The 19,757-nt window shown below is 55.1% G+C and carries 19 protein-coding genes and 1 pseudogene; 16 read left to right on the top strand and 4 right to left on the bottom strand.

Going from position 1 to position 19,757, the window contains the following annotated elements; all coding sequences use genetic code 11:
• Positions 1-18 precede the first annotated feature (18 nt).
• Entirely contained in the window at positions 19-402 is a 384-nt protein-coding gene (gene panM, locus ACKI5T_RS17260; RefSeq protein WP_407439028.1) for an aspartate 1-decarboxylase autocleavage activator PanM, read from the bottom strand.
• A 423-nt stretch (positions 403-825) separates the two neighbouring features.
• On the opposite strand from panM, the gene livK reads away from it, so the two are divergent.
• The 10 genes from livK to ugpQ all read left to right on the top strand — a co-directional run bounded on the left by livK (position 826) and on the right by ugpQ (position 11,174).
• Positions 826-1,935, top strand: coding sequence for a high-affinity branched-chain amino acid ABC transporter substrate-binding protein LivK (gene livK / locus ACKI5T_RS17255; RefSeq protein ID WP_407439026.1), 1,110 nt, complete (start codon positions 826-828; stop codon positions 1,933-1,935).
• A gap of 61 nt (positions 1,936-1,996) precedes the next feature.
• Positions 1,997-2,923 (top strand): high-affinity branched-chain amino acid ABC transporter permease LivH, encoded by a 927-nt coding sequence (gene livH, locus ACKI5T_RS17250; protein WP_015960820.1) that lies wholly within the window; start codon positions 1,997-1,999, stop codon positions 2,921-2,923.
• On the top strand, positions 2,920-4,197 hold the full coding sequence (locus tag ACKI5T_RS17245; RefSeq protein ID WP_407439025.1) for a high-affinity branched-chain amino acid ABC transporter permease LivM: 1,278 nt from the start codon (positions 2,920-2,922) through the stop codon (positions 4,195-4,197). The genes livH and ACKI5T_RS17245 overlap by 4 nt, the downstream gene beginning before the upstream one ends.
• Positions 4,194-4,961, top strand: coding sequence for a high-affinity branched-chain amino acid ABC transporter ATP-binding protein LivG (gene livG / locus ACKI5T_RS17240; RefSeq protein ID WP_133632482.1), 768 nt, complete (start codon positions 4,194-4,196; stop codon positions 4,959-4,961). Before ACKI5T_RS17245 ends, livG begins: the two co-directional genes overlap by 4 nt.
• A 1-nt stretch (position 4,962) precedes the next feature.
• On the top strand, positions 4,963-5,676 hold the full coding sequence (gene livF, locus ACKI5T_RS17235) for a high-affinity branched-chain amino acid ABC transporter ATP-binding protein LivF (RefSeq protein ID WP_133632481.1): 714 nt from the start codon (positions 4,963-4,965) through the stop codon (positions 5,674-5,676).
• 351 nt (positions 5,677-6,027) lie between these two features.
• Positions 6,028-7,344 (top strand): sn-glycerol-3-phosphate ABC transporter substrate-binding protein UgpB, encoded by a 1,317-nt coding sequence (gene ugpB / locus ACKI5T_RS17230; protein WP_407439023.1) that lies wholly within the window; start codon positions 6,028-6,030, stop codon positions 7,342-7,344.
• A gap of 282 nt (positions 7,345-7,626) precedes the next feature.
• Positions 7,627-8,514 carry a sn-glycerol-3-phosphate ABC transporter permease UgpA gene (gene ugpA, locus ACKI5T_RS17225; RefSeq protein WP_015960815.1) on the top strand — a complete coding sequence of 296 codons (888 nt, stop codon included), beginning with the start codon at positions 7,627-7,629 and terminating at the stop codon, positions 8,512-8,514.
• Positions 8,511-9,356, top strand: a complete 846-nt coding sequence (gene ugpE / locus ACKI5T_RS17220; RefSeq protein ID WP_407439021.1) for a sn-glycerol-3-phosphate ABC transporter permease UgpE — start codon at positions 8,511-8,513, stop codon at positions 9,354-9,356. The genes ugpA and ugpE overlap by 4 nt, the downstream gene beginning before the upstream one ends.
• A 1-nt stretch (position 9,357) precedes the next feature.
• Entirely contained in the window at positions 9,358-10,428 is a 1,071-nt protein-coding gene (locus ACKI5T_RS17215; protein WP_204771831.1) for a sn-glycerol-3-phosphate import ATP-binding protein UgpC, read from the top strand.
• Complete coding sequence (ugpQ, locus tag ACKI5T_RS17210) at positions 10,425-11,174, top strand: glycerophosphodiester phosphodiesterase (protein ID WP_407439019.1); 750 nt, start codon at positions 10,425-10,427, stop codon at positions 11,172-11,174. Before ACKI5T_RS17215 ends, ugpQ begins: the two co-directional genes overlap by 4 nt.
• Here the strand turns inward: ugpQ and ACKI5T_RS17205 are convergent.
• Positions 11,155-11,580: a DUF2756 family protein gene (locus ACKI5T_RS17205; RefSeq protein WP_407439018.1), complete on the bottom strand. Its 426-nt coding sequence runs from the start codon at positions 11,578-11,580 to the stop codon at positions 11,155-11,157. The genes ugpQ and ACKI5T_RS17205 overlap by 20 nt on opposite strands.
• A gap of 122 nt (positions 11,581-11,702) precedes the next feature.
• On the opposite strand from ACKI5T_RS17205, the gene ggt reads away from it, so the two are divergent.
• Positions 11,703-13,448 (top strand): gamma-glutamyltransferase, encoded by a 1,746-nt coding sequence (gene ggt / locus ACKI5T_RS17200; protein ID WP_407439016.1) that lies wholly within the window; start codon positions 11,703-11,705, stop codon positions 13,446-13,448.
• A 145-nt stretch (positions 13,449-13,593) separates the two neighbouring features.
• On the opposite strand, the gene yhhY is transcribed toward ggt, so the two are convergent.
• Positions 13,594-14,082, bottom strand: a complete 489-nt coding sequence (yhhY, locus tag ACKI5T_RS17195; protein ID WP_407439015.1) for an N-acetyltransferase — start codon at positions 14,080-14,082, stop codon at positions 13,594-13,596.
• Between the two features lie 426 nt (positions 14,083-14,508).
• Between yhhY and ACKI5T_RS17190 the strand changes: the two genes are divergently transcribed.
• From ACKI5T_RS17190 to gntU, 5 genes are all read left to right on the top strand, one after another.
• Positions 14,509-15,546 (top strand): oxidoreductase, encoded by a 1,038-nt coding sequence (locus tag ACKI5T_RS17190; RefSeq protein ID WP_407439013.1) that lies wholly within the window; start codon positions 14,509-14,511, stop codon positions 15,544-15,546.
• Positions 15,547-15,669: 123 nt separating this feature from the next.
• The gene (locus ACKI5T_RS17185; RefSeq protein WP_407439012.1) at positions 15,670-16,365 is read left to right on the top strand and encodes a pirin family protein; all 696 of its coding nucleotides are present in this window, start codon (positions 15,670-15,672) and stop codon (positions 16,363-16,365) included.
• A 223-nt stretch (positions 16,366-16,588) separates the two neighbouring features.
• Entirely contained in the window at positions 16,589-17,584 is a 996-nt protein-coding gene (gene gntR / locus ACKI5T_RS17180; RefSeq protein ID WP_059180315.1) for a gluconate operon transcriptional repressor GntR, read from the top strand.
• Between the two features lie 126 nt (positions 17,585-17,710).
• The gene (gene gntK / locus ACKI5T_RS17175) at positions 17,711-18,238 is read left to right on the top strand and encodes a gluconokinase (protein ID WP_015960805.1); all 528 of its coding nucleotides are present in this window, start codon (positions 17,711-17,713) and stop codon (positions 18,236-18,238) included.
• A 3-nt stretch (positions 18,239-18,241) separates the two neighbouring features.
• Entirely contained in the window at positions 18,242-19,582 is a 1,341-nt protein-coding gene (gene gntU / locus ACKI5T_RS17170) for a gluconate transporter (protein WP_015960804.1), read from the top strand.
• Positions 19,583-19,654: 72 nt separating this feature from the next.
• Here gntU and ACKI5T_RS17165 read toward each other — a convergent pair.
• A pseudogene (locus ACKI5T_RS17165) lies at positions 19,655-19,757 on the bottom strand (IS110 family transposase); the annotation flags it as partial.

Here is a 19,757-nt window from a genome sequence, read left to right as displayed (position 1 = left end):
CATCAGCCCGCAAAAAACTTAGCGCTTTTCCCAGCCCATCTCCACATCCACAAACCCCAATGCCTGCATAAACGCCGCCATTGCGCTGCGGTCTTCAACGCCGACATCGGCCATCCACCAGGACGTCACGTCGGGATGATGGCGAATCACTTCTTCGACCAAATATTGCCCCACGCCGCGACGTCGCGTGACATCACGCACGCGCAGCGAATCCAGCGCGCCTCGCGTACCGCTCAGCGTGACGCGCACTGCGCCCAGCAAGCGTTCATTAAAACGGGCGGCGTAGATACGGTGATGTTCATCAACGGCGAGCGAAGAAGAGGAATATTCCGGCCAGATTTTGCCCAGGTCGATAAGATCCTGGTCGCTAAAGGACACCAGACGAAGGATAGTCAGTTTCATTAGCTGCTTGTCCAAATCAAAAAGAGTAAGGCAGTGTACTCAATTTATCTCGCCAGCGGCTTCCACTTTTTAAATCCATTCTCCAGGTGATTACTTTTTTGGCAGCAACAAGAGTAGCTATAAAACGCAGGGATCGAAAAATAAGCAGAATTTTAACCTGAAAGGTAGTGAATTATTCGGCGCTTTGTACCGTTATTTTATGCTGCAAACTGCGCTTTTATTTGTTTATCTCTGTCTGATTTCAGAATATTATCTTTGCTTAATCGCCTGAAAAATAGAGATTTTAGTCTGGTTTTTGGCAAAAAACTGCGCTAAACCATTAAAGGCACTGGTAAAAATAGCGTTGTTCATTAAAAGTACAGAATGCTTTTTAACCATAATAAAACAAAATATATACACGACATCACGAATGGGGATTCAGAGATGAAAAGGAACGCGAAAGCATTTATCGCGGGAATGGTTGCACTGGCGATTTCGCAGGCAGCTATGGCGGAAGAGATTAAAATTGCCGTGGTGGGTGCGATGTCCGGTCCGGTTGCCCAGTGGGGTGATATGGAATTTAACGGCGCGCGTCAGGCAATCAAAGACATCAACGCCAACGGTGGCATCAAAGGCGACAAGCTGGTCGGCGTGGAATATGACGACGCCTGTGACCCTAAACAAGCCGTCGCCGTTGCCAACAAAATCGTTAACGATGGCATTCAGTATGTGATCGGCCACCTCTGCTCATCCTCCACACAGCCCGCTTCCGACATCTACGAAGACGAAGGCATTCTGATGATCACGCCCGGTGCGACCAACCCGGAGCTGACTCAGCGTGGCTATCAGCACATCATGCGTACCGCCGGTCTGGACTCTTCACAGGGACCCACTGCGGCGAAGTACATCCTGGAAAAAGTGAAACCGCAACGCATCGCGATCATTCACGATAAACAGCAATATGGCGAAGGCCTGGCGCGTTCCGTACAAGAGAACCTGAAAAAAGGCAGCGCTAACGTGGTCTTCTTCGACGGTATCACTGCGGGTGAGAAAGATTTCTCAGCGCTGCTGGCCCGTCTGCAAAAAGAGAATATCGACTTCGTTTATTACGGCGGTTATTACCCTGAAATGGGCCAGATGCTGCGCCAGGCGCGGGCAACCGGTCTGAAAACGCAGTTCATGGGGCCGGAAGGCGTGGGTAACGCCTCGCTGTCTAATATTGCGGGCAATGCAGGCGAAGGCATGCTGGTGACGATGCCAAAACGCTATGACCAGGAGCCGTCGAATAAAGCTATCGTAGACGCGCTCAATGCGCAGAAAAAAGATCCGAGCGGGCCGTATGTGTGGATCACCTATGCCGCCGTGCAGTCTCTGGCTACCGCCCTGGAACGCACCGGCAGCAAAGCGCCGCTGGATTTAATCAAAGATTTAAAAGCTCACGGTGCGAATACCGTGATTGGGCCGCTGAACTGGGATGAGAAAGGCGATCTGAAGGGATTTGAATTTGGTGTCTTCCAGTGGCATGCCGACGGTTCGTCAACCGTCGCGAAATAACGCCTGAAGACAAGTTATCCCGCCGCCCGCATTTAGTGGGCGGATTTAAAAAGGTTTCCTTATGTCAGAGCAGTTTCTCTATTTCTTGCAGCAGATGTTTAACGGCGTCACGCTGGGAAGCACCTACGCGCTGATTGCCATCGGCTATACGATGGTGTACGGCATTATCGGCATGATCAACTTCGCCCACGGCGAGGTCTACATGATCGGCAGTTATGTCTCCTTTATGATCATTGCCGCACTCATGATGATGGGCATCGACAGCAGTTGGCTGCTGGTCGGCGCCGGATTTGTGGGGGCGATTGTGATTGCCAGCGCCTACGGCTGGAGTATCGAACGCGTGGCCTATCGGCCTGTGCGTAGCTCCAAACGCCTGATCGCACTGATCTCCGCCATCGGGATGTCAATATTCCTGCAAAACTACGTCAGCCTGACCGAAGGCTCCCGCGACGTGGCGCTGCCAAGCCTGTTTAACGGCCAGTGGATTGTCGGCGCAAGTGAAAACTTCTCTGCCTCTATCACCACCATGCAGCTGGTTATCTGGATTGTGACCTTCCTGGCGATGCTGGCGCTGACCATTTTTATCCGTTATTCCCGCATGGGCCGCGCCTGTCGTGCCTGTGCAGAAGACCTGAAAATGGCGAGCCTGCTCGGTATCAACACTGACCGCGTGATTGCGCTGACCTTTGTGATTGGCGCGGCGATGGCGGCGGTGGCGGGCGTTCTGCTCGGCCAGTTCTACGGCGTGATCAACCCGTACATCGGCTTTATGGCCGGGATGAAAGCCTTCACCGCCGCTGTGCTGGGCGGGATCGGCAGCATTCCTGGCGCAATGATTGGCGGCCTGATTCTGGGCGTGGCCGAAGCGCTCTCCTCGGCGTATCTGAGTACGGAATATAAAGATGTGGTGTCGTTTGCGCTGCTGATTGGCGTGCTGCTGGTGATGCCTACCGGGATTCTGGGCCGTCCGGAGGTCGAAAAAGTATGAAACCAATGCATTTTGCGATGGCGTTGCTCTCCGCCGCCATGTTCTTTGTTCTCGCGGGCGTCTTCATGGGCGTGCAGTTAGAACTTAACGGCACCAAACTGGTGGTGGATGTCGCGTCTGATATCCGCTGGCAGTGGGTGTTTGTTGGCACCGCGGTGGTCTTTTTGTTCCAGATGCTGCGCCCGGTATTCCAGAAAACGCTGAAAAACGTCTCCGGACCAAAATTTGTTTTACCGGCTATCGATGGCTCATCCGTTAAGCAGAAACTGTTCCTGGTCGCGCTGCTGGTCGCGGCGGTGGCCTGGCCGTTTATGGTGTCGCGCGGCACAGTGGATATCGCCACGCTGACCATGATTTATGTGATTTTGGGTCTTGGCCTGAACGTGGTGGTGGGGCTGTCTGGCCTGCTGGTGCTCGGCTACGGCGGTTTCTACGCTATCGGTGCGTACACCTTTGCGCTGCTGAACCACTATTACGGTCTCGGTTTCTGGACCTGTCTGCCGCTGGCGGGGCTGGTTTCCGCTGCCGCCGGTTTCCTGCTGGGCTTCCCGGTGCTGCGTTTGCGCGGTGACTATCTGGCGATTGTGACCTTAGGCTTCGGCGAAATCGTCCGTATCCTGCTGCTCAACAATACCGAAGTGACCGGCGGCCCGAACGGCATCAGCCAGATCCCGAAACCGACGTTCTTTGGCCTGGAGTTCAGCCGTACCGCGCGCGAAGGCGGCTGGGATACGTTCAGCAACTTCTTTGGCATTAAATACGATCCGTCCGACCGCGTGATTTGGCTCTATCTGGTGGCGCTGCTGCTGGTAGTGGTGACGCTGTTCGTGATTAACCGCCTGCTGCGGATGCCGCTGGGCCGGGCGTGGGAAGCATTGCGTGAAGACGAAATAGCCTGCCGCTCGCTGGGTCTGAACCCGACCCGCATCAAGCTGACGGCGTTTACCATCAGCGCCGCGTTTGCCGGTTTTGCCGGAACGCTGTTTGCTGCGCGCCAGGGCTTTGTCAGCCCGGAATCGTTCACCTTTGCCGAGTCGGCTTTTGTGCTGGCCATTGTCGTGCTGGGCGGAATGGGCTCGCAGTTTGCGGTTATCCTCGCGGCGATTTTGCTGGTCGTCTCCCGCGAACTGATGCGCGACTTTAATGAATACAGCATGTTAATGCTGGGTGGTTTGATGGTGCTGATGATGATCTGGCGTCCGCAAGGCTTGCTGCCGATGACCCGTCCACAGCTGAAGCTGAAAAACGCTCAGGCGAAAGGAGAGCAGGCATGAGTCAGCCATTATTAACCGTGAACGGCCTGATGATGCGTTTTGGCGGCCTGCTGGCGGTCAACAACGTGTCGCTGGATTTGCATCCAAAAGAGATTGTCTCCCTGATTGGCCCGAACGGCGCAGGGAAAACCACCGTCTTTAACTGCCTGACCGGTTTTTATAAGCCGACGGGCGGGACCATCATGCTGGGCGATAAGCATCTCGAAGGCTTACCCGGCCAGCAAATTGCGCGGATGGGCGTGGTGCGTACCTTCCAGCACGTGCGTCTGTTCCGTGAGATGACGGTGATTGAAAACCTGCTGGTAGCCCAGCATCAGCAGCTTAAAACCGGTGTTTTCTCGGGCTTACTGAAAACCCCGGCCTTCCGTCGTGCGCAGGCCGAAGCCCTGGATCGTGCGGCGACCTGGCTCGACCGTATCGGGTTGCTTCAGCACGCTAACCGTCAGGCGAGCAACCTCGCTTATGGCGATCAGCGCCGTCTGGAGATTATCCGCTGCATGGTGACGCAGCCAGAAATTCTGATGCTGGATGAACCGGCCGCAGGCTTAAACCCGAAAGAGACCAAAGAGCTGGACGAGCTGATCGTTGAGCTGCGTAACCATCACGACACCACTATCCTGCTGATTGAGCACGATATGAAGCTGGTGATGGGGATCTCCGATCGTATTTACGTGGTTAACCAGGGTACGCCGCTGGCAAACGGCACGCCGGATGAAATTCGACACAACCCGGACGTGATCCGCGCCTATTTGGGTGAGGCATAAGATGGAAAAAGCGATGTTATCTTTTGACAAAGTCAGCGCCCACTACGGCAAAATTCAGGCGCTGCACGACGTGAGCTTGCACATCAATCAGGGCGAAATCGTCACTCTGATTGGTGCAAACGGCGCGGGTAAAACTACGCTGCTCGGCACCTTGTGCGGCGATCCGCGCGCCACCAGCGGGCGTATCGTCTTTGATGGAAAAGACATTACCGACTGGCAGACCGCGAAAATCATGCGCGAAGCGGTAGCGATTGTGCCGGAAGGGCGTCGTGTTTTCTCGCGAATGACGGTGGAAGAGAACCTGGCAATGGGCGGCTTCTTTGTTGAACGCGACCAATACCAGTCCCGCATGAAGTGGGTGTATGAACTCTTTCCGCGCCTGTATGAACGTCGTATTCAGCGTGCGGGTACTATGTCCGGCGGTGAACAGCAGATGCTGGCGATCGGTCGTGCGCTGATGAGCCAGCCGCGTTTGCTGCTGCTCGATGAGCCGTCGCTCGGACTTGCGCCGATCATTATTCAGCAGATTTTCGACACCATCGAACAGCTGCGTAAAGAGGGCATGACCATCTTCCTCGTCGAACAAAACGCCAACCAGGCGCTGAAACTCGCCGATCGCGGCTACGTGCTGGAAAACGGCCACGTGGTGCTGGAAGACACCGGCGATGCGCTGCTCGCCAACGAAGCGGTGCGCAGTGCTTATCTGGGTGGCTAGGTAAAAGCAAAAGGCAACGCACGTTGCCTTTTTGGTGTTTTCTCCCTCTCCCGGTGGAAGAGGGCTGAGGTGAGGGCATCAGACCGCACGAGGTAAAAGCAAAAGGCAACGCACGTTGCCTTTTTAGTGTTTTCTCCCTCTCCCTGTGGGAGAGGGCTGGGGTGAGGGCATCAACCCGCACGAAGTTATTTTTCCCGCCACATTACCTTCACCGTTCCATCATCCCTCTGCCTCCTGGTTGTCACTTATTTGTAATTAAACAGTTATTTTTCTGTCATTCGAGCATGTCATGTTACCTCGCGAGCATAAAACGCGTGATATCGCGCATCCGGCACAATAAGAGAGATGACAATGACATCGTTACGACACACAGCTTTGGGTCTGGCAATCGGTCTGGCTTTTGCGACGAACGCAATGGCTGTCACATCCATTCCATTCTGGCACTCCATGGAAGGGGAACTGGGTAAAGAAGTTGACTCCCTGGCGCAGCGTTTCAACGACACCCACCCGGATTACAAAATTGTGCCGGTGTACAAAGGCAACTACGAGCAGAGCCTGAGCGCAGGTATCGCGGCGTTCCGTACCGGTAACGCACCGGCGTTGCTCCAGGTTTACGAAGTCGGCACCGCGACCATGATGGCGTCCAAAGCCATCAAACCGGTGTACGAAGTGTTCAAGGAGGGGGGCATTAACTTCGATGAGTCCCAGTTTGTGCCGACCGTTTCCGGTTACTACACCGATTCCAAAACCGGGCACCTGCTGTCTCAGCCGTTCAACAGCTCGACGCCGGTGTTGTACTACAACAAAGACGCCTTTAAGAAAGCCGGTTTAGACCCGGAACAACCGCCAAAAACCTGGCAGGACCTGGCCGAGTACACCGCGAAACTGAAAGCCGCAGGCATGAAGTGTGGCTACGCGAGCGGCTGGCAGGGCTGGATCCAGATTGAGAACTTCAGCGCCTGGCATGGCTTGCCAGTGGCAACCAAAAATAACGGTTTCGACGGCACTGACGCGGTTCTTGAGTTCAACAAGCCAGAGCAGGTCAAACATATCGCGCTGCTGGAAGCGCTGAACAAGAAGGGCGATTTCAGCTATTTCGGGCGTAAAGACGAATCGACCGAGAAGTTCTACAACGGCGATTGCGCAATCACGACCGCCTCTTCCGGCTCGCTGGCAGACATCCGTCACTACGCCAAATTTAACTACGGCGTGGGCATGATGCCGTACGACGCCGACGTGAAAGGCGCGCCGCAGAACGCCATCATCGGCGGGGCGAGCCTGTGGGTGATGCAGGGCAAAGATAAGGGCACTTATAAAGGCGTCGCGGAGTTCCTCGACTTCCTGGCGAAACCGGAAAATGCGGCTGAATGGCACCAGAAAACCGGTTATCTGCCGATCACCAAAGCCGCGTACGATCTGACTCGCGAGCAGGGTTTCTATGAGAAAAACCCAGGCGCTGATATTGCCACACGTCAGATGATGAACAAGCCGCCGTTGCCGTTCACCAAAGGCCTGCGTCTGGGCAATATGCCGCAGATTCGTACTATCGTGGATGAAGAGCTGGAAAGCGTGTGGACCGGTAAGAAAACCCCTCAGCAGGCGCTGGATTCTGCCGTAGAGCGTGGAAATCTGCTGCTGCGTCGCTTTGAGCAGTCAACGAAGTCTTAATCTTTTTACCCTCACCCTAACCCTCTCCCAGGGGGAGAGGGAACTGTTCTCCCACTCCCAAGGATGGGGGGCTGATTCTTCCAATCCCAAAGATTGGGGAACTGTTCTCCCACTCCCAAGGATGGGGGGCTGATTCTTCCAATCCCAAAGATTGGGGAACTGATTCTCCCACTCCCAAAGATTGAGGGAACGGATTCTTCCAATCCCAAAGAGGGGGAACGGAATCCCCCTCTCCCCGTGGGAGAGGGCCGGGGTGAGGGCTACTTAACGCAGAGCTAATCTATGTCATCTTCCCGTCCGGTGTTCCGTTCGCGCTGGCTGCCGTATCTGCTGGTCGCACCGCAGCTGATTATCACCGTCATCTTCTTTATCTGGCCTGCGGGCGAGGCGCTGTGGTACTCGGTACAAAGCGTCGATCCCTTCGGTTTGTCCAGCCAGTTCGTGGGTCTGGATAACTTCGCCGCGCTGTGGCGCGACAGCTACTACATCGACTCCTTCTGGACGACGATAAAATTCAGCACCATGGTAACTGTCAGCGGTCTGCTAGCCTCGCTGTTCTTCGCCGCACTGGTGGATTATGTGGTGCGCGGCAGTCGTCTCTATCAAACGCTCATGCTGCTGCCGTACGCCGTGGCGCCTGCCGTTGCCGCTGTGCTGTGGATTTTCCTGTTTAACCCAGGACGCGGATTGATAACCCATTTCCTCGGCGAGATGGGATACGACTGGAACCATGCGCAAAACAGTGGCCAGGCAATGTTTCTGGTGGTTTTCGCGTCGGTCTGGAAGCAGATCAGCTACAACTTCTTATTCTTCTTTGCCGCGCTGCAATCCATTCCGCGATCGCTGGTTGAAGCCGCCGCGATTGACGGCGCAGGCCCGATTCGGCGCTTCTTTAAGCTGGCACTGCCGCTGATCGCCCCGGTGAGTTTTTTCCTGCTGGTGGTCAACCTGGTTTACGCCTTCTTCGATACCTTTCCGGTGATCGACGCCGCCACCGCCGGTGGACCGGTGCAGGCCACGACGACGCTGATTTATAAAATTTACCGCGAAGGGTTTGCTGGTCTGGATCTCTCGGCGTCTGCTGCCCAGTCGGTGGTGCTGATGCTGCTGGTGATTGTGCTGACGGTGGTTCAGTTCCGCTATGTCGAAAGTAAGGTGCGCTACCAATGATTGAGAACCGTCCGGGGCTGACGATTTTCAGCCACACCATGCTGATTCTGGGGATTATCGTCATCCTCTTCCCGCTGTACATCGCTTTTGTGGCCGCTACGTTGGACACCAAAGCCGTGTTCGAAACGCCGATGACGCTGATCCCCGGAGGTCATCTGTTTGAAAACATGGCGATCATCTGGACGCAGGGCGTGGGCGCGAACAGCGCACCGTTTTGGCTGATGATGCTGAACAGTTTCATCATGGCGTTTGGCATCACGATCGGCAAAATCACGGTGTCGATGCTCTCCGCGTTCGCCATCGTCTGGTTCCGTTTTCCGCTGCGCAACCTGTTCTTCTGGATGATTTTTATCACCCTGATGCTGCCGGTTGAAGTGCGAATTTTCCCGACCGTTGAAGTGATCGCCAACCTGAAAATGCTCGACAGCTACGCAGGGTTGACGCTGCCGCTGATGGCGTCGGCAACGGCGACGTTTTTGTTCCGCCAGTTCTTTATGACGCTGCCGGACGAGCTGATTGAAGCGGCGCGCATCGACGGCGCGTCACCGATGCGTTTTTTCCGTGACATCGTGCTGCCGCTATCCAAAACCAACCTCGCGGCGCTGTTCGTGATCACCTTTATCTACGGCTGGAACCAGTATTTGTGGCCGCTGCTGATTGTGCAGGACGTCAATCTCGGCACCGCCGTGGCGGGTATCAAAGGCATGATCGCCACGGGCGAAGGCACCACTCTCTGGAATCAGGTGATGGCGGCGATGCTGCTCACCCTCATCCCTCCGGTCGTTATCGTTTTAGCCATGCAGCGCGCGTTCGTGCGTGGTTTAGTGGACAGTGAGAAATAAAATGGCGGGTTTAAAACTACAGGCAGTCACCAAAAGCTGGGATGGTAAAACCCAGGTTATTCAGCCGCTGACGCTCGACGTGGCGGACGGCGAATTTATCGTGATGGTCGGTCCGTCCGGCTGCGGAAAATCAACGCTGCTGCGTATGGTGGCCGGGCTGGAACGCGTGACCAGCGGCGACATCTGGATTGATCGTCAGCGTGTTACCGAGATGGAGCCAAAAGATCGCGGTATCGCGATGGTGTTCCAGAACTACGCGCTGTATCCACACATGAGCGTGGAAGAGAACATGGCCTGGGGGCTGAAAATTCGTGGGATGGGCAAGGGGCACATCGAAGAGCGCGTCAAAGAGGCGGCGCGCATTCTGGAACTCGACGGCTTGCTGAAACGCCGTCCGCGCGAATTGTCCGGCGGGCAGCGTCAACGCGTGGCAATGGGGCGCGCCATTGTGCGCGATCCGGCGGTTTTCCTGTTCGATGAACCGCTTTCCAATCTCGACGCCAAACTGCGCGTGCAGATGCGCCTTGAGCTACAGCATTTGCATCGTCGCCTGAAAACCACCTCGTTGTACGTCACCCACGATCAGGTCGAAGCCATGACGCTGGCGCAGCGCGTGATGGTGATGAATAAAGGGATTGCCGAGCAAATCGGCACACCGGTTGAGGTGTATGAGAAACCGGCCAGCCGCTTTGTGGCGAGCTTTATTGGCAGTCCGGCGATGAATTTGCTGGAAGGGCGGATAAGCCACGCGGGCACCCATTTCGAGCTGGAGAGCGGCATGGCGCTGCCCATCAACTGGTTTTATCGCGGTTATGCCGGGCGTAAAATGACGCTGGGTATCCGCCCGGAACATATTGCGCTAAGCTCGCAGGCGGACGGCGGCGTGCCGTTAGTGATGGACACGCTGGAGATGCTGGGGGCCGATAACCTGGCGCACGGGCGCTGGGGCGATCAAAAAATGGTGGTGCGTCTTGCCCATCAGGAACGCCCCAAAGCGGGCAGCACGCTGTGGCTGCATCTGCCCGAAAATCATCTGCACTTATTTGATGGCGAAACAGGACAACGCGTATGAGTCACTGGCCTTATCCTCACATCGTCGCCCATCGCGGCGGCGGTAAACTGGCACCGGAAAACACGCTGGCCGCGATCGACGTTGGTGCGCATTACGGGCATTTGATGATTGAGTTCGACGCCAAGCTGTCGCAAGACGGTGAAATCTTTCTGCTGCATGACGACAATCTGGAACGCACCAGTAATGGCTGGGGCGTGGCGGGAGAATTGCCGTGGCGCGATCTGCTGAAAGTGGACGCCGGGAGCTGGTACAGCGGCAAATTCAAAGGCGAACCGCTGCCGCTGCTGGCGGAAGTGGCGGATCGCTGTCGTCAGCATGGCATGATGGCCAATATCGAAATCAAGCCGACGACCGGCAGCGGGCCGCTGACGGGCAAAGTGATTGCGCTGGCGGCGCGCGAAATGTGGGAAGGCATGACCGCGCCACTGCTGTCATCGTTTGAAATCGACGCGCTGGAAGCGGCGCAAGCGGCTGCACCTGAACTGCCGCGCGGTTTGCTGCTGGATGAATGGCGTGACGACTGGCAGGCATTGACCACGCGTTTAGGCTGCGTGTCGATTCATCTGAATCACAAACTCCTGGATGAGGCGCGCGTAAAAATGCTGAAAGACGCCGGATTACACATTCTGGTTTATACCGTCAATAAACCCCAGCGTGCGGCAGAACTGCTGCGCTGGGGCGTTGACTGTATCTGTACCGATGCCATCGACGTGATTGGCCCAGACTTTAATTCAGCGGTGGAGTGAGTAAGTCCCCGTTCTGACGCTGCGGCAGCATATGCTGTTGCTGCGGCGCAACCCCTCCGCTGTCACCCCCCAGAAGCGTGCCAGAACTCTGACGCGGCGTACTGTTGAGCATCCCGCCGTTAGTGTTCGGCAACGGTTGCTCACGCATCTGCCCCTGCTGGATACTCTGGGTATTGGTGTTCATCTGCGTTTGCAGATGCTGCTGCTGAAGCTGCGTTTGGGTTCTCAACTGCTGATTGAGCATCCCTTTTTGCTGCTGCTGTTGGTTCATCATCTCCGTCTGCATCCGTTGCTGACTCGGAATGACATAACCCGGCTGATTGGGGTTATTCATCGTATTCAGTGGCTGTGGCTGTGCCAACGCAGCAAACGGGAGCAGCGCCGTAATAAGTAATAGTCGTTTCATTATCATTTCCTCCCTCTGAGGCTTCTCTTAAGTTTATCTCGATTCTGTCACCACGATGATTTTTTAGGAGTTGTGAACCAGGCTTAAACGGGAATATGGATCCCATCACCTGGAGAACAACAATGATAAAACCAACGTTTATGCGCTGGGTAGCGATCGCTGCGCTAATGGCTGGCGGGACGTTTACCGTGGCGGCCAACCCTCCTGCCGCGCCGCCTGTCTCCTATGGCGTCGAAGAAGATGTTTTTCATCCCGTTCGCGCGAAGCAGGGCATGGTGGCGTCGGTTGACGCGATGGCAACCCACGTGGGCGTGGACATTCTCAAGCAGGGCGGTAATGCGGTGGATGCCGCGGTTGCCGTGGGTTATGCGCTGGCGGTGACCCATCCGCAGGCGGGGAATTTGGGCGGCGGCGGGTTTATGATGCTGCGCACCAAAGACGGGAAAACGACGGCGATCGACTTCCGTGAAATGGCGCCGAATCAGGCTTCCCGCGATATGTTCCTCGACGATCAGGGCAACCCGGACAGTAAAAAATCCCTCACCTCACATCTGGCAACCGGCACGCCGGGCACGGTAGCTGGCTTCTCGCTCGCGCTGGACAAATACGGCACGATGCCGCTAAACAAAGTGGTGCAGCCTGCGATCAAGCTGGCGCGCGACGGTTTTGTAGTGAACGACGCGCTGGCGGACGATCTCAAAACTTACGGCAGTGAAGTCATCCCCAATCATGAAAACAGCAAAGCGATTTTCTGGAAAGACGGCGAGCCGCTGAAAAAGGGCGACAAGCTGGTGCAGAAAAATCTGGCGAAAAGCCTGGAGCTGATTGCTGAAAACGGCCCGGATGCGTTCTATAAAGGGGCGATTGCCGACCAAATCGCGCAAGAGATGCAAAAGAACGGCGGACTGATCACCAAAGCCGATCTGGCGGAATATAAAGCGATCGAGCGCGAGCCGATCAGCGGCGATTATCGCGGGTATCAGGTGTACTCAATGCCACCGCCGTCTTCCGGTGGGATCCATATCGTGCAGATCCTTAATATTCTTGAAAACTTCGATATGCACAAATTCGGTTTTGGTAGTGCCGATACGATGCAGGTGATGGCCGAAGCGGAGAAGTTTGCTTACGCGGATCGCTCGGAATATCTCGGCGATCCGGATTTCGTTAAAGTACCGTGGCAGGCGCTGACCAACAAAGCGTATGCCAAATCGCTGGCGGATCAGATTGATATCAACAAGGCGAAGCCGTCGAGCCAGATTCGCCCCGGCAAACTGGCGCCATATGAAAGTAACCAGACCACCCATTACTCGGTGGTGGATAAAGACGGTAACGCGGTGGCGGTGACTTATACACTCAATACCACCTTCGGAACCGGGATTGTAGCGGGTAATAGCGGCATTTTACTGAACAACGAAATGGATGATTTCTCGGCTAAACCGGGTGTGCCCAACGTTTACGGGCTGGTGGGCGGCGACGCCAATGCGGTCGGGCCGAAGAAGCGTCCGCTGTCGTCGATGTCCCCGACGATTGTGGTGAAGGATGGCAAAACCTGGCTGGTAACCGGCAGCCCTGGCGGTAGCCGTATTATCACGACTGTGCTGCAAATGGTGGTGAACAGCATTGATTTTGGTATGAACGTGGCAGAAGCGACTAATGCACCGCGTTTCCATCATCAGTGGTTGCCGGACGAACTGCGCGTGGAGAAAGGCTTTAGCCCGGATACCTTAAAACTGCTGGAACAGCGCGGGCAGAAAATTGCGGTGAAAGAGGCGATGGGCAGCACTCAGAGCATTATGGTTGGGCCGGACGGCACGCTGTTTGGTGCATCCGATCCGCGCACCGTCGATGATTTAACGGCAGGGTACTAATGATTCCCCTCACCCCGCCCCTCTTCCCATCGGGGTGAGGGAAAAGCCGCACGGAGCAGTTCTCTAACTCGATAATAGCGATAGGAAAAACGGCACCGAATGGTTCCCTCTCCCCGTGGGAGAGGGGTAGGGGGAGGGCATCAGACTACTTCAGTCGCGCCATATAATACGCATCGACATATTCGCCGTTGCGCAGCGCAAACCTTTTGCCGGTGCCTTCAACGTCAAAGCCATATTTGCGGTACAGCGCCAGCGCGGCAGGGTTATCTGAAAACACCGTCAATTCAATACGTTCGATGCGCAGCCAATTGTCGCAAAGAGTGATCATCTCACGCATTAACGCACTGCCCACGCCGCGACCTTGCGCATCCGCCGCCACGCTGATACCAAAGGTTGCCACATGGCTGCGCCTTGGGTTGGCTTCAACCTGTAGCGCCAGATCGCCGACGATTTTCTCATCAATGCAGGCGACTAGACGTCTTTGCCCAGGCTTAACCATCAGGCGCTCTTGCCACATTTCGAGAGAAGGATGAGGTAGTTGTAGCGTGTCATGATACACCCCCGGATGCATATAATTCTGGCGTAAGGCCGCGGCATCATTCGGTTCAGCGTGGCGTATCACAATCTCACTCATTCCTTTGTCCTCTGTTAGTTAGGTGTCTCAATTAACATCAGTGACTTTGAAATTTGAGTCAACTCACTTTTTTGCAAAAAGTATTGGACAAGTGCGAATGAGAATGATTATTATTGTCTCGCATTCAGGAAGACCTCTACGGAAACCTGAAAGCACGACATTGCTCACATTGCTTCCAGTATTACTTTAGCCAGCTTCTAGCTGGCTTTTTTTTATCCTGCTTCAGCCTGGCTTACTTGCCATTTTGCCCCCGGGAAGTGCTCGCAATCCTCACGTACATTAAGTACGCTCCGGTTGCTGCGCGCTTGCCGTGAGCAAACTGCCTGCGACGCCGACGGCCGATGCGCGAGCATGAACGCTGAACGCTGGGGTGAACATCAAAATTGCGCTATGGTGGGGAACAGCAACCTTAAAAAGGACTGAGCCATGACGTTACATTGCGCATTTATTGGATTTGGTAAAAGCACCACCCGCTATCACCTTCCGTATGTTCTCAACCGTAAAAACAGCTGGCATGTGGCGCATATTTACCGCCGCAGCGCAAAGCCGGAAGAGCAGGCTCCGCAGTATTCCCATATTCATTTCACCAGCGACCTGGATGAAGTACTGGGCGATCCGCAGGTCAAACTGGTGATCGTCTGCACGCACGCTGACAGCCACTTTGATTACGCGAAACGCGCGCTGGAAGCGGGCAAAAACGTGCTGGTGGAAAAACCCTTTACCCCAACAATGGCTCAAGCTAACGCGCTGTTTGCTCTGGCAAAAAGCAAAGGGCTGACCGTGACGCCGTACCAGAACCGCCGCTTTGATTCTTGCTTCCTGACGGCGAAAAAAGCGATTGAGAGCGGAAAGTTGGGGGAGATTGTTGAAGTCGAAAGTCATTTTGATTACTTCCGCCCGATTGCTGAAACCAAGCCTGGCCTGCCGCAGGATGGGTCATTTTATGGCCTTGGCGTACATACGATGGACCAGATTATCTCCCTGTTTGGCCGGCCGGATCACGTGGCGTACGACATCCGCAGCCTGCGTAATAAAGCCAACCCCGACGACACCTTCGAGGCGCAGCTGTTCTATGGCGATTTAAAAGCGATCGTCAAAACCAGTCATCTGGTGAAAATCGACTACCCAAAATTCATCGTTCACGGCACCCAGGGCTCGTTTATCAAATACGGCATTGACCAGCAGGAAACCAGCCTGAAAGCCAATATCATGCCCGGCGAAACCGGTTTTGCAGCGGATGATTCCATCGGTATTCTGGAGTACGTCAATGCCGACGGCGTGACGGTCAAAGAAGAGATCGCACCGGAAATCGGCGACTATGGCCGCGTCTATGATGCGCTGTTTGAAACCCTCACCCACGGCACGCCAAATTACGTCAAGCAAACTGAAGTTCTGACCAATCTGGAAATCCTTGAACGTGCCTTTGAGCAGGCTTCTCCTGCTACGGTAACCCTCGCGAAATAAGCAAAAATGGCTCCTCTGGACTTGTTCACAATTTTTGAACAGAGGAGTCAATTTTCACCCACTATCATCCCGGAGCGAATGCGTCCACACTGACTCCATCGAAACGAACTGGGGTGAAAAACAATGATCTTCTTACGTAAAGCTAACGAACGTGGTCACGCAAATCATGGCTGGCTGGACTCATGGCATACCTTCTCGTTTGCTGACTATTACGACCCGAATTTTATGGGCTTCTCGGCGCTGCGCGTGATTAACGATGACGTGATTGACGCAGGCCAGGGCTTCGGCACTCACCCGCACAAAGACATGGAAATTTTGACCTATGTGCTCGAAGGTGCCGTGGCGCACAAAGACAGCATGGGTAACGAAGAGCAGGTTCCGGCGGGTGAATTCCAGATCATGAGCGCAGGGACCGGTGTACGTCACTCGGAATACAACCCGAGCAAAACGGAAAAACTGCATCTGTATCAAATCTGGATCATTCCAGAAGAAACCGGCATCACACCGAGCTACGAGCAGCGTCGCTTTGATGCAGAGCAGGGCAAACAGCTGGTGCTCTCTCCAGATGCCCGTGATGGCTCGCTGAAAGTACATCAGGATATGGAACTGTATCGCTGGGCGCTGGCGAAAAACGAACAATCTGTGCACCAGATTGCTGCGGAACGCCGCGTGTGGATCCAGGTCGTGAAAGGCGAGGTGAGCATTAACGGCACCAAAGCCACCACTGCCGATGGTCTGGCGATTTGGGATGAGCAGGCGCTATCCATTCATGCCGACAGTGAAAGTGAAATATTGCTCTTCGATCTGCCACCGGTCTGAAGACACGTCATCCGTTAAGCCGCATCGTCGTTGGCTTTACTCGTAACCCCGGTCGCGTAGATATGTACGCGACCGGGGTTTCACTGCGTCGCTGCCTCGATGCAACTTGAATGATAAAATGTATTTTTTTGATAAAAGGCTAACCCTCACCATTTGACAGGGGAAGGTTGGGCTTTGTCCGTGATAAACTGAGAAAATCTCTCACTCAAGATTTCTCAGGACGATGAAAAAGAAAAGACCCGTACTTCAGGATGTAGCCGATCGCGTCGGTGTGACCAAAATGACGGTCAGCCGCTTTTTACGTAACCCGGAACAGGTTTCCCTGGCGTTGCGTGGCAAGATTGCCGCTGCTCTCGATGAACTGGGTTATATCCCCAACCGCGCCCCCGATATTCTCTCCAATTCCACCAGCCGCGCGGTCGGTGTCCTGCTTCCTTCCCTGACCAACCAGGTTTTCGCCGAAGTGCTGCGCGGTATCGAAAGCGTCACCGATGCTTATGGGTATCAGACCATGCTCGCGCACTATGGGTACAAACCGGAACTGGAAGAAGAACGTCTTGAATCCATGCTTTCCTGGAACATCGACGGTCTGATTTTAACGGAACGTACTCACACTCCTCGCACGCTCAAAATGATTGAAGTCGCCGGTATTCCGGTCGTCGAGCTGATGGACAGCCAGTCTCCGTGTCTGGATATTGCCGTCGGATTCGATAACTTCGAGGCCGCCCGCCAGATGACCGCCGCCATTCTTGCGCGTGGGCATCGCCACGTCGCCTATCTTGGCGCACGTCTGGATGAACGTACTATCATCAAACAGAAGGGCTACGAGCAGGCCATGCTCGACGCGCATTTAACGCCGTACAGCGTGATGGTGGAGCAATCGTCTTCCTATTCGTCCGGTATTGAGCTGATGCGTCAGGCGCGTCGTGAGTATCCGCAGCTCGATGGCATCTTCTGTACCAACGATGACCTGGCGGTTGGCGCTGCGTTTGAATGCCAGCGTCTGGGGCTGAAAATCCCTGACGACATCGCGATTGCCGGTTTCCATGGCCACGATATCGGCCAGGTGATGGAGCCGAGACTGGCGAGCGTCCTGACGCCGCGTGAACGCATGGGCCGCATTGGTGCGGAACGCCTGCTGGCGCGCATTCGGGGTGAAGTGGTGACGCCGAAAATGTTAGATTTAGGTTTCACCTTGTCACCAGGTGGATCAATTTAATCTGACAAGTTTGACCTGGCTCACACTTATTCACTTCATGCACGTTTGGATATTGCTTCTCTTTTGCCCCAGCAGGACAATGTTACCGATAACTGTTACCCGTAACAATTGACTGAGGGACTCCCTTTGAGCACGACGAATCTCGATCACCACGTTTACGTCCTGATGGGCGTTTCCGGTAGCGGTAAATCTGCCGTTGCCAGCGAAGTGGCGCATCAACTTCAGGCCGCATTTCTTGATGGCGACTTCCTTCATCCGCGCAGCAACATCACCAAAATGGCCGCTGGCGAACCGCTGAACGATGATGACCGCAAGCCATGGTTGCAGGCGCTGAATGACGCCGCGTTTGCCATGCAGCGCACCAATAAAGTGTCGCTGATCGTCTGTTCCGCGCTGAAAAAGACCTACCGCGACCTGCTGCGCGACGGCAATCCGAATCTCTCTTTCATCTATCTGAAAGGCGATTTCGAGGTGATTGAAAGCCGTCTGAAAGCGCGTAAAGGCCACTTCTTCAAAACCCAGATGCTGGTCACTCAGTTTGACGCGTTGCAGGAACCGGGCGCGGACGAAGCGGATGTACTGATTGTGGATATCGATCAGCCGCTGGACGGTGTTGTTGCCAGCACCATCGAGGTCATTACTAAAAGGCAGTAAGTTTTGAGTACATTAACGTTGGTTTTGACAGCAGTCGGCTCCGTTTTGCTGCTGCTGTTTTTAGTGATGAAAGCGCGTATGCACGCCTTTGTTGCTTTGATGGTGGTTTCTATTGGTGCAGGTCTCTTTTCCGGTATGCCGCTCGACAAGATCGCAGCGACCATGGAAAAAGGGATGGGCGGTACGCTGGGCTTCCTGGCGATTGTGGTCGCGCTCGGCGCGATGTTTGGCAAGATTTTGCATGAAACGGGCGCGGTCGATCAGATTGCGGTCAAGATGCTCAAATCCTTCGGTCACAGCCGCGCGCATTATGCGATTGGTCTGGCCGGTCTGATTTGCGCGCTGCCGCTGTTCTTTGAAGTGGCCGTGGTGCTGCTGATTAGCGTGGCGTTCTCGATGGCGCGTCATACCGGAACCAATCTCGTGAAGCTGGTGATCCCGCTGTTTGCGGGCGTTGCGGCCGCGGCGGCGTTCCTGCTGCCTGGGCCTGCGCCGATGCTGCTGGCATCCCAGATGCACGCTGATTTTGGCTGGATGATCCTGATTGGTCTGTGCGCCGCAATTCCGGGGATGATTATCGCCGGGCCGCTGTGGGGCAATTTCATCAGTCGCTACGTTGAGCTGCACATCCCTGACGACATCACCGAGCCGCACCTTGGCGAAGGCAAAATGCCTTCCTTCGGGTTTAGCCTGGCGCTGATTTTGCTGCCGCTGGTGTTGGTCGGTCTGAAAACTATCGCCGCACGCTTTGTGCCGGTCGGTTCCAGCACCTACGAATGGTTCGAGTTTATTGGCCATCCGTTCACCGCGATCCTGGTGGCGTGTCTGGTGGCGATTTACGGCCTGGCGATACGTCAGGGCATGCCGAAAGACCGCGTCATGGAGATCTGCGGTGCTGCGCTACAGCCAGCGGGTATCATTCTGTTGGTGATCGGTGCGGGCGGCGTGTTCAAGCAGGTGCTGGTGGATTCCGGCGTGGGTCCCGCTCTGGGCGAAGCGTTGACCGGAATGGGCCTGCCGATTGCCGTGACCTGCTTCGTGCTCGCAGCGGCGGTGCGTATCATCCAGGGTTCTGCGACCGTGGCGTGCTTAACCGCAGTTGGTCTGGTGATGCCGGTCATTGAACAGCTGAACTATTCTGGCGCGCAGATGGCGGCACTGTCTATCTGTATCGCGGGCGGTTCGATTGTGGTCTCCCACGTCAACGACGCGGGCTTCTGGCTGTTCGGTAAATTTACCGGTGCAACCGAAGCGCAGACCCTGAAAACCTGGACGCTGATGGAAACCATCCTCGGCACAACAGGTGCGATTGTCGGGATGATTGCGTTTACGCTGCTGAGCTAACTCCTGTTTTCTCCCTCTCCCCGTGGGAGAGGGTTGGGGTGAGCAGCTGTGTTCAAAGTCAACGGCTGACTGCTATTCTGCCACCCATTTTTTATTGTCCCGCACCATCGCATTCAGGATTGTCACCAGCTTCCTGACACAGGCCGTCATCGCCACCTTAAACGCCTTTCCCCTG

The organism is Lelliottia sp. (assembly GCF_045627565.1).
Taxonomy (GTDB): Bacteria; Pseudomonadota; Gammaproteobacteria; order Enterobacterales; family Enterobacteriaceae; genus Enterobacter.
The sequence above is the reverse complement of the archived record's forward strand: the minus strand, read 5'-3'. Positions and strand labels throughout refer to the sequence as shown.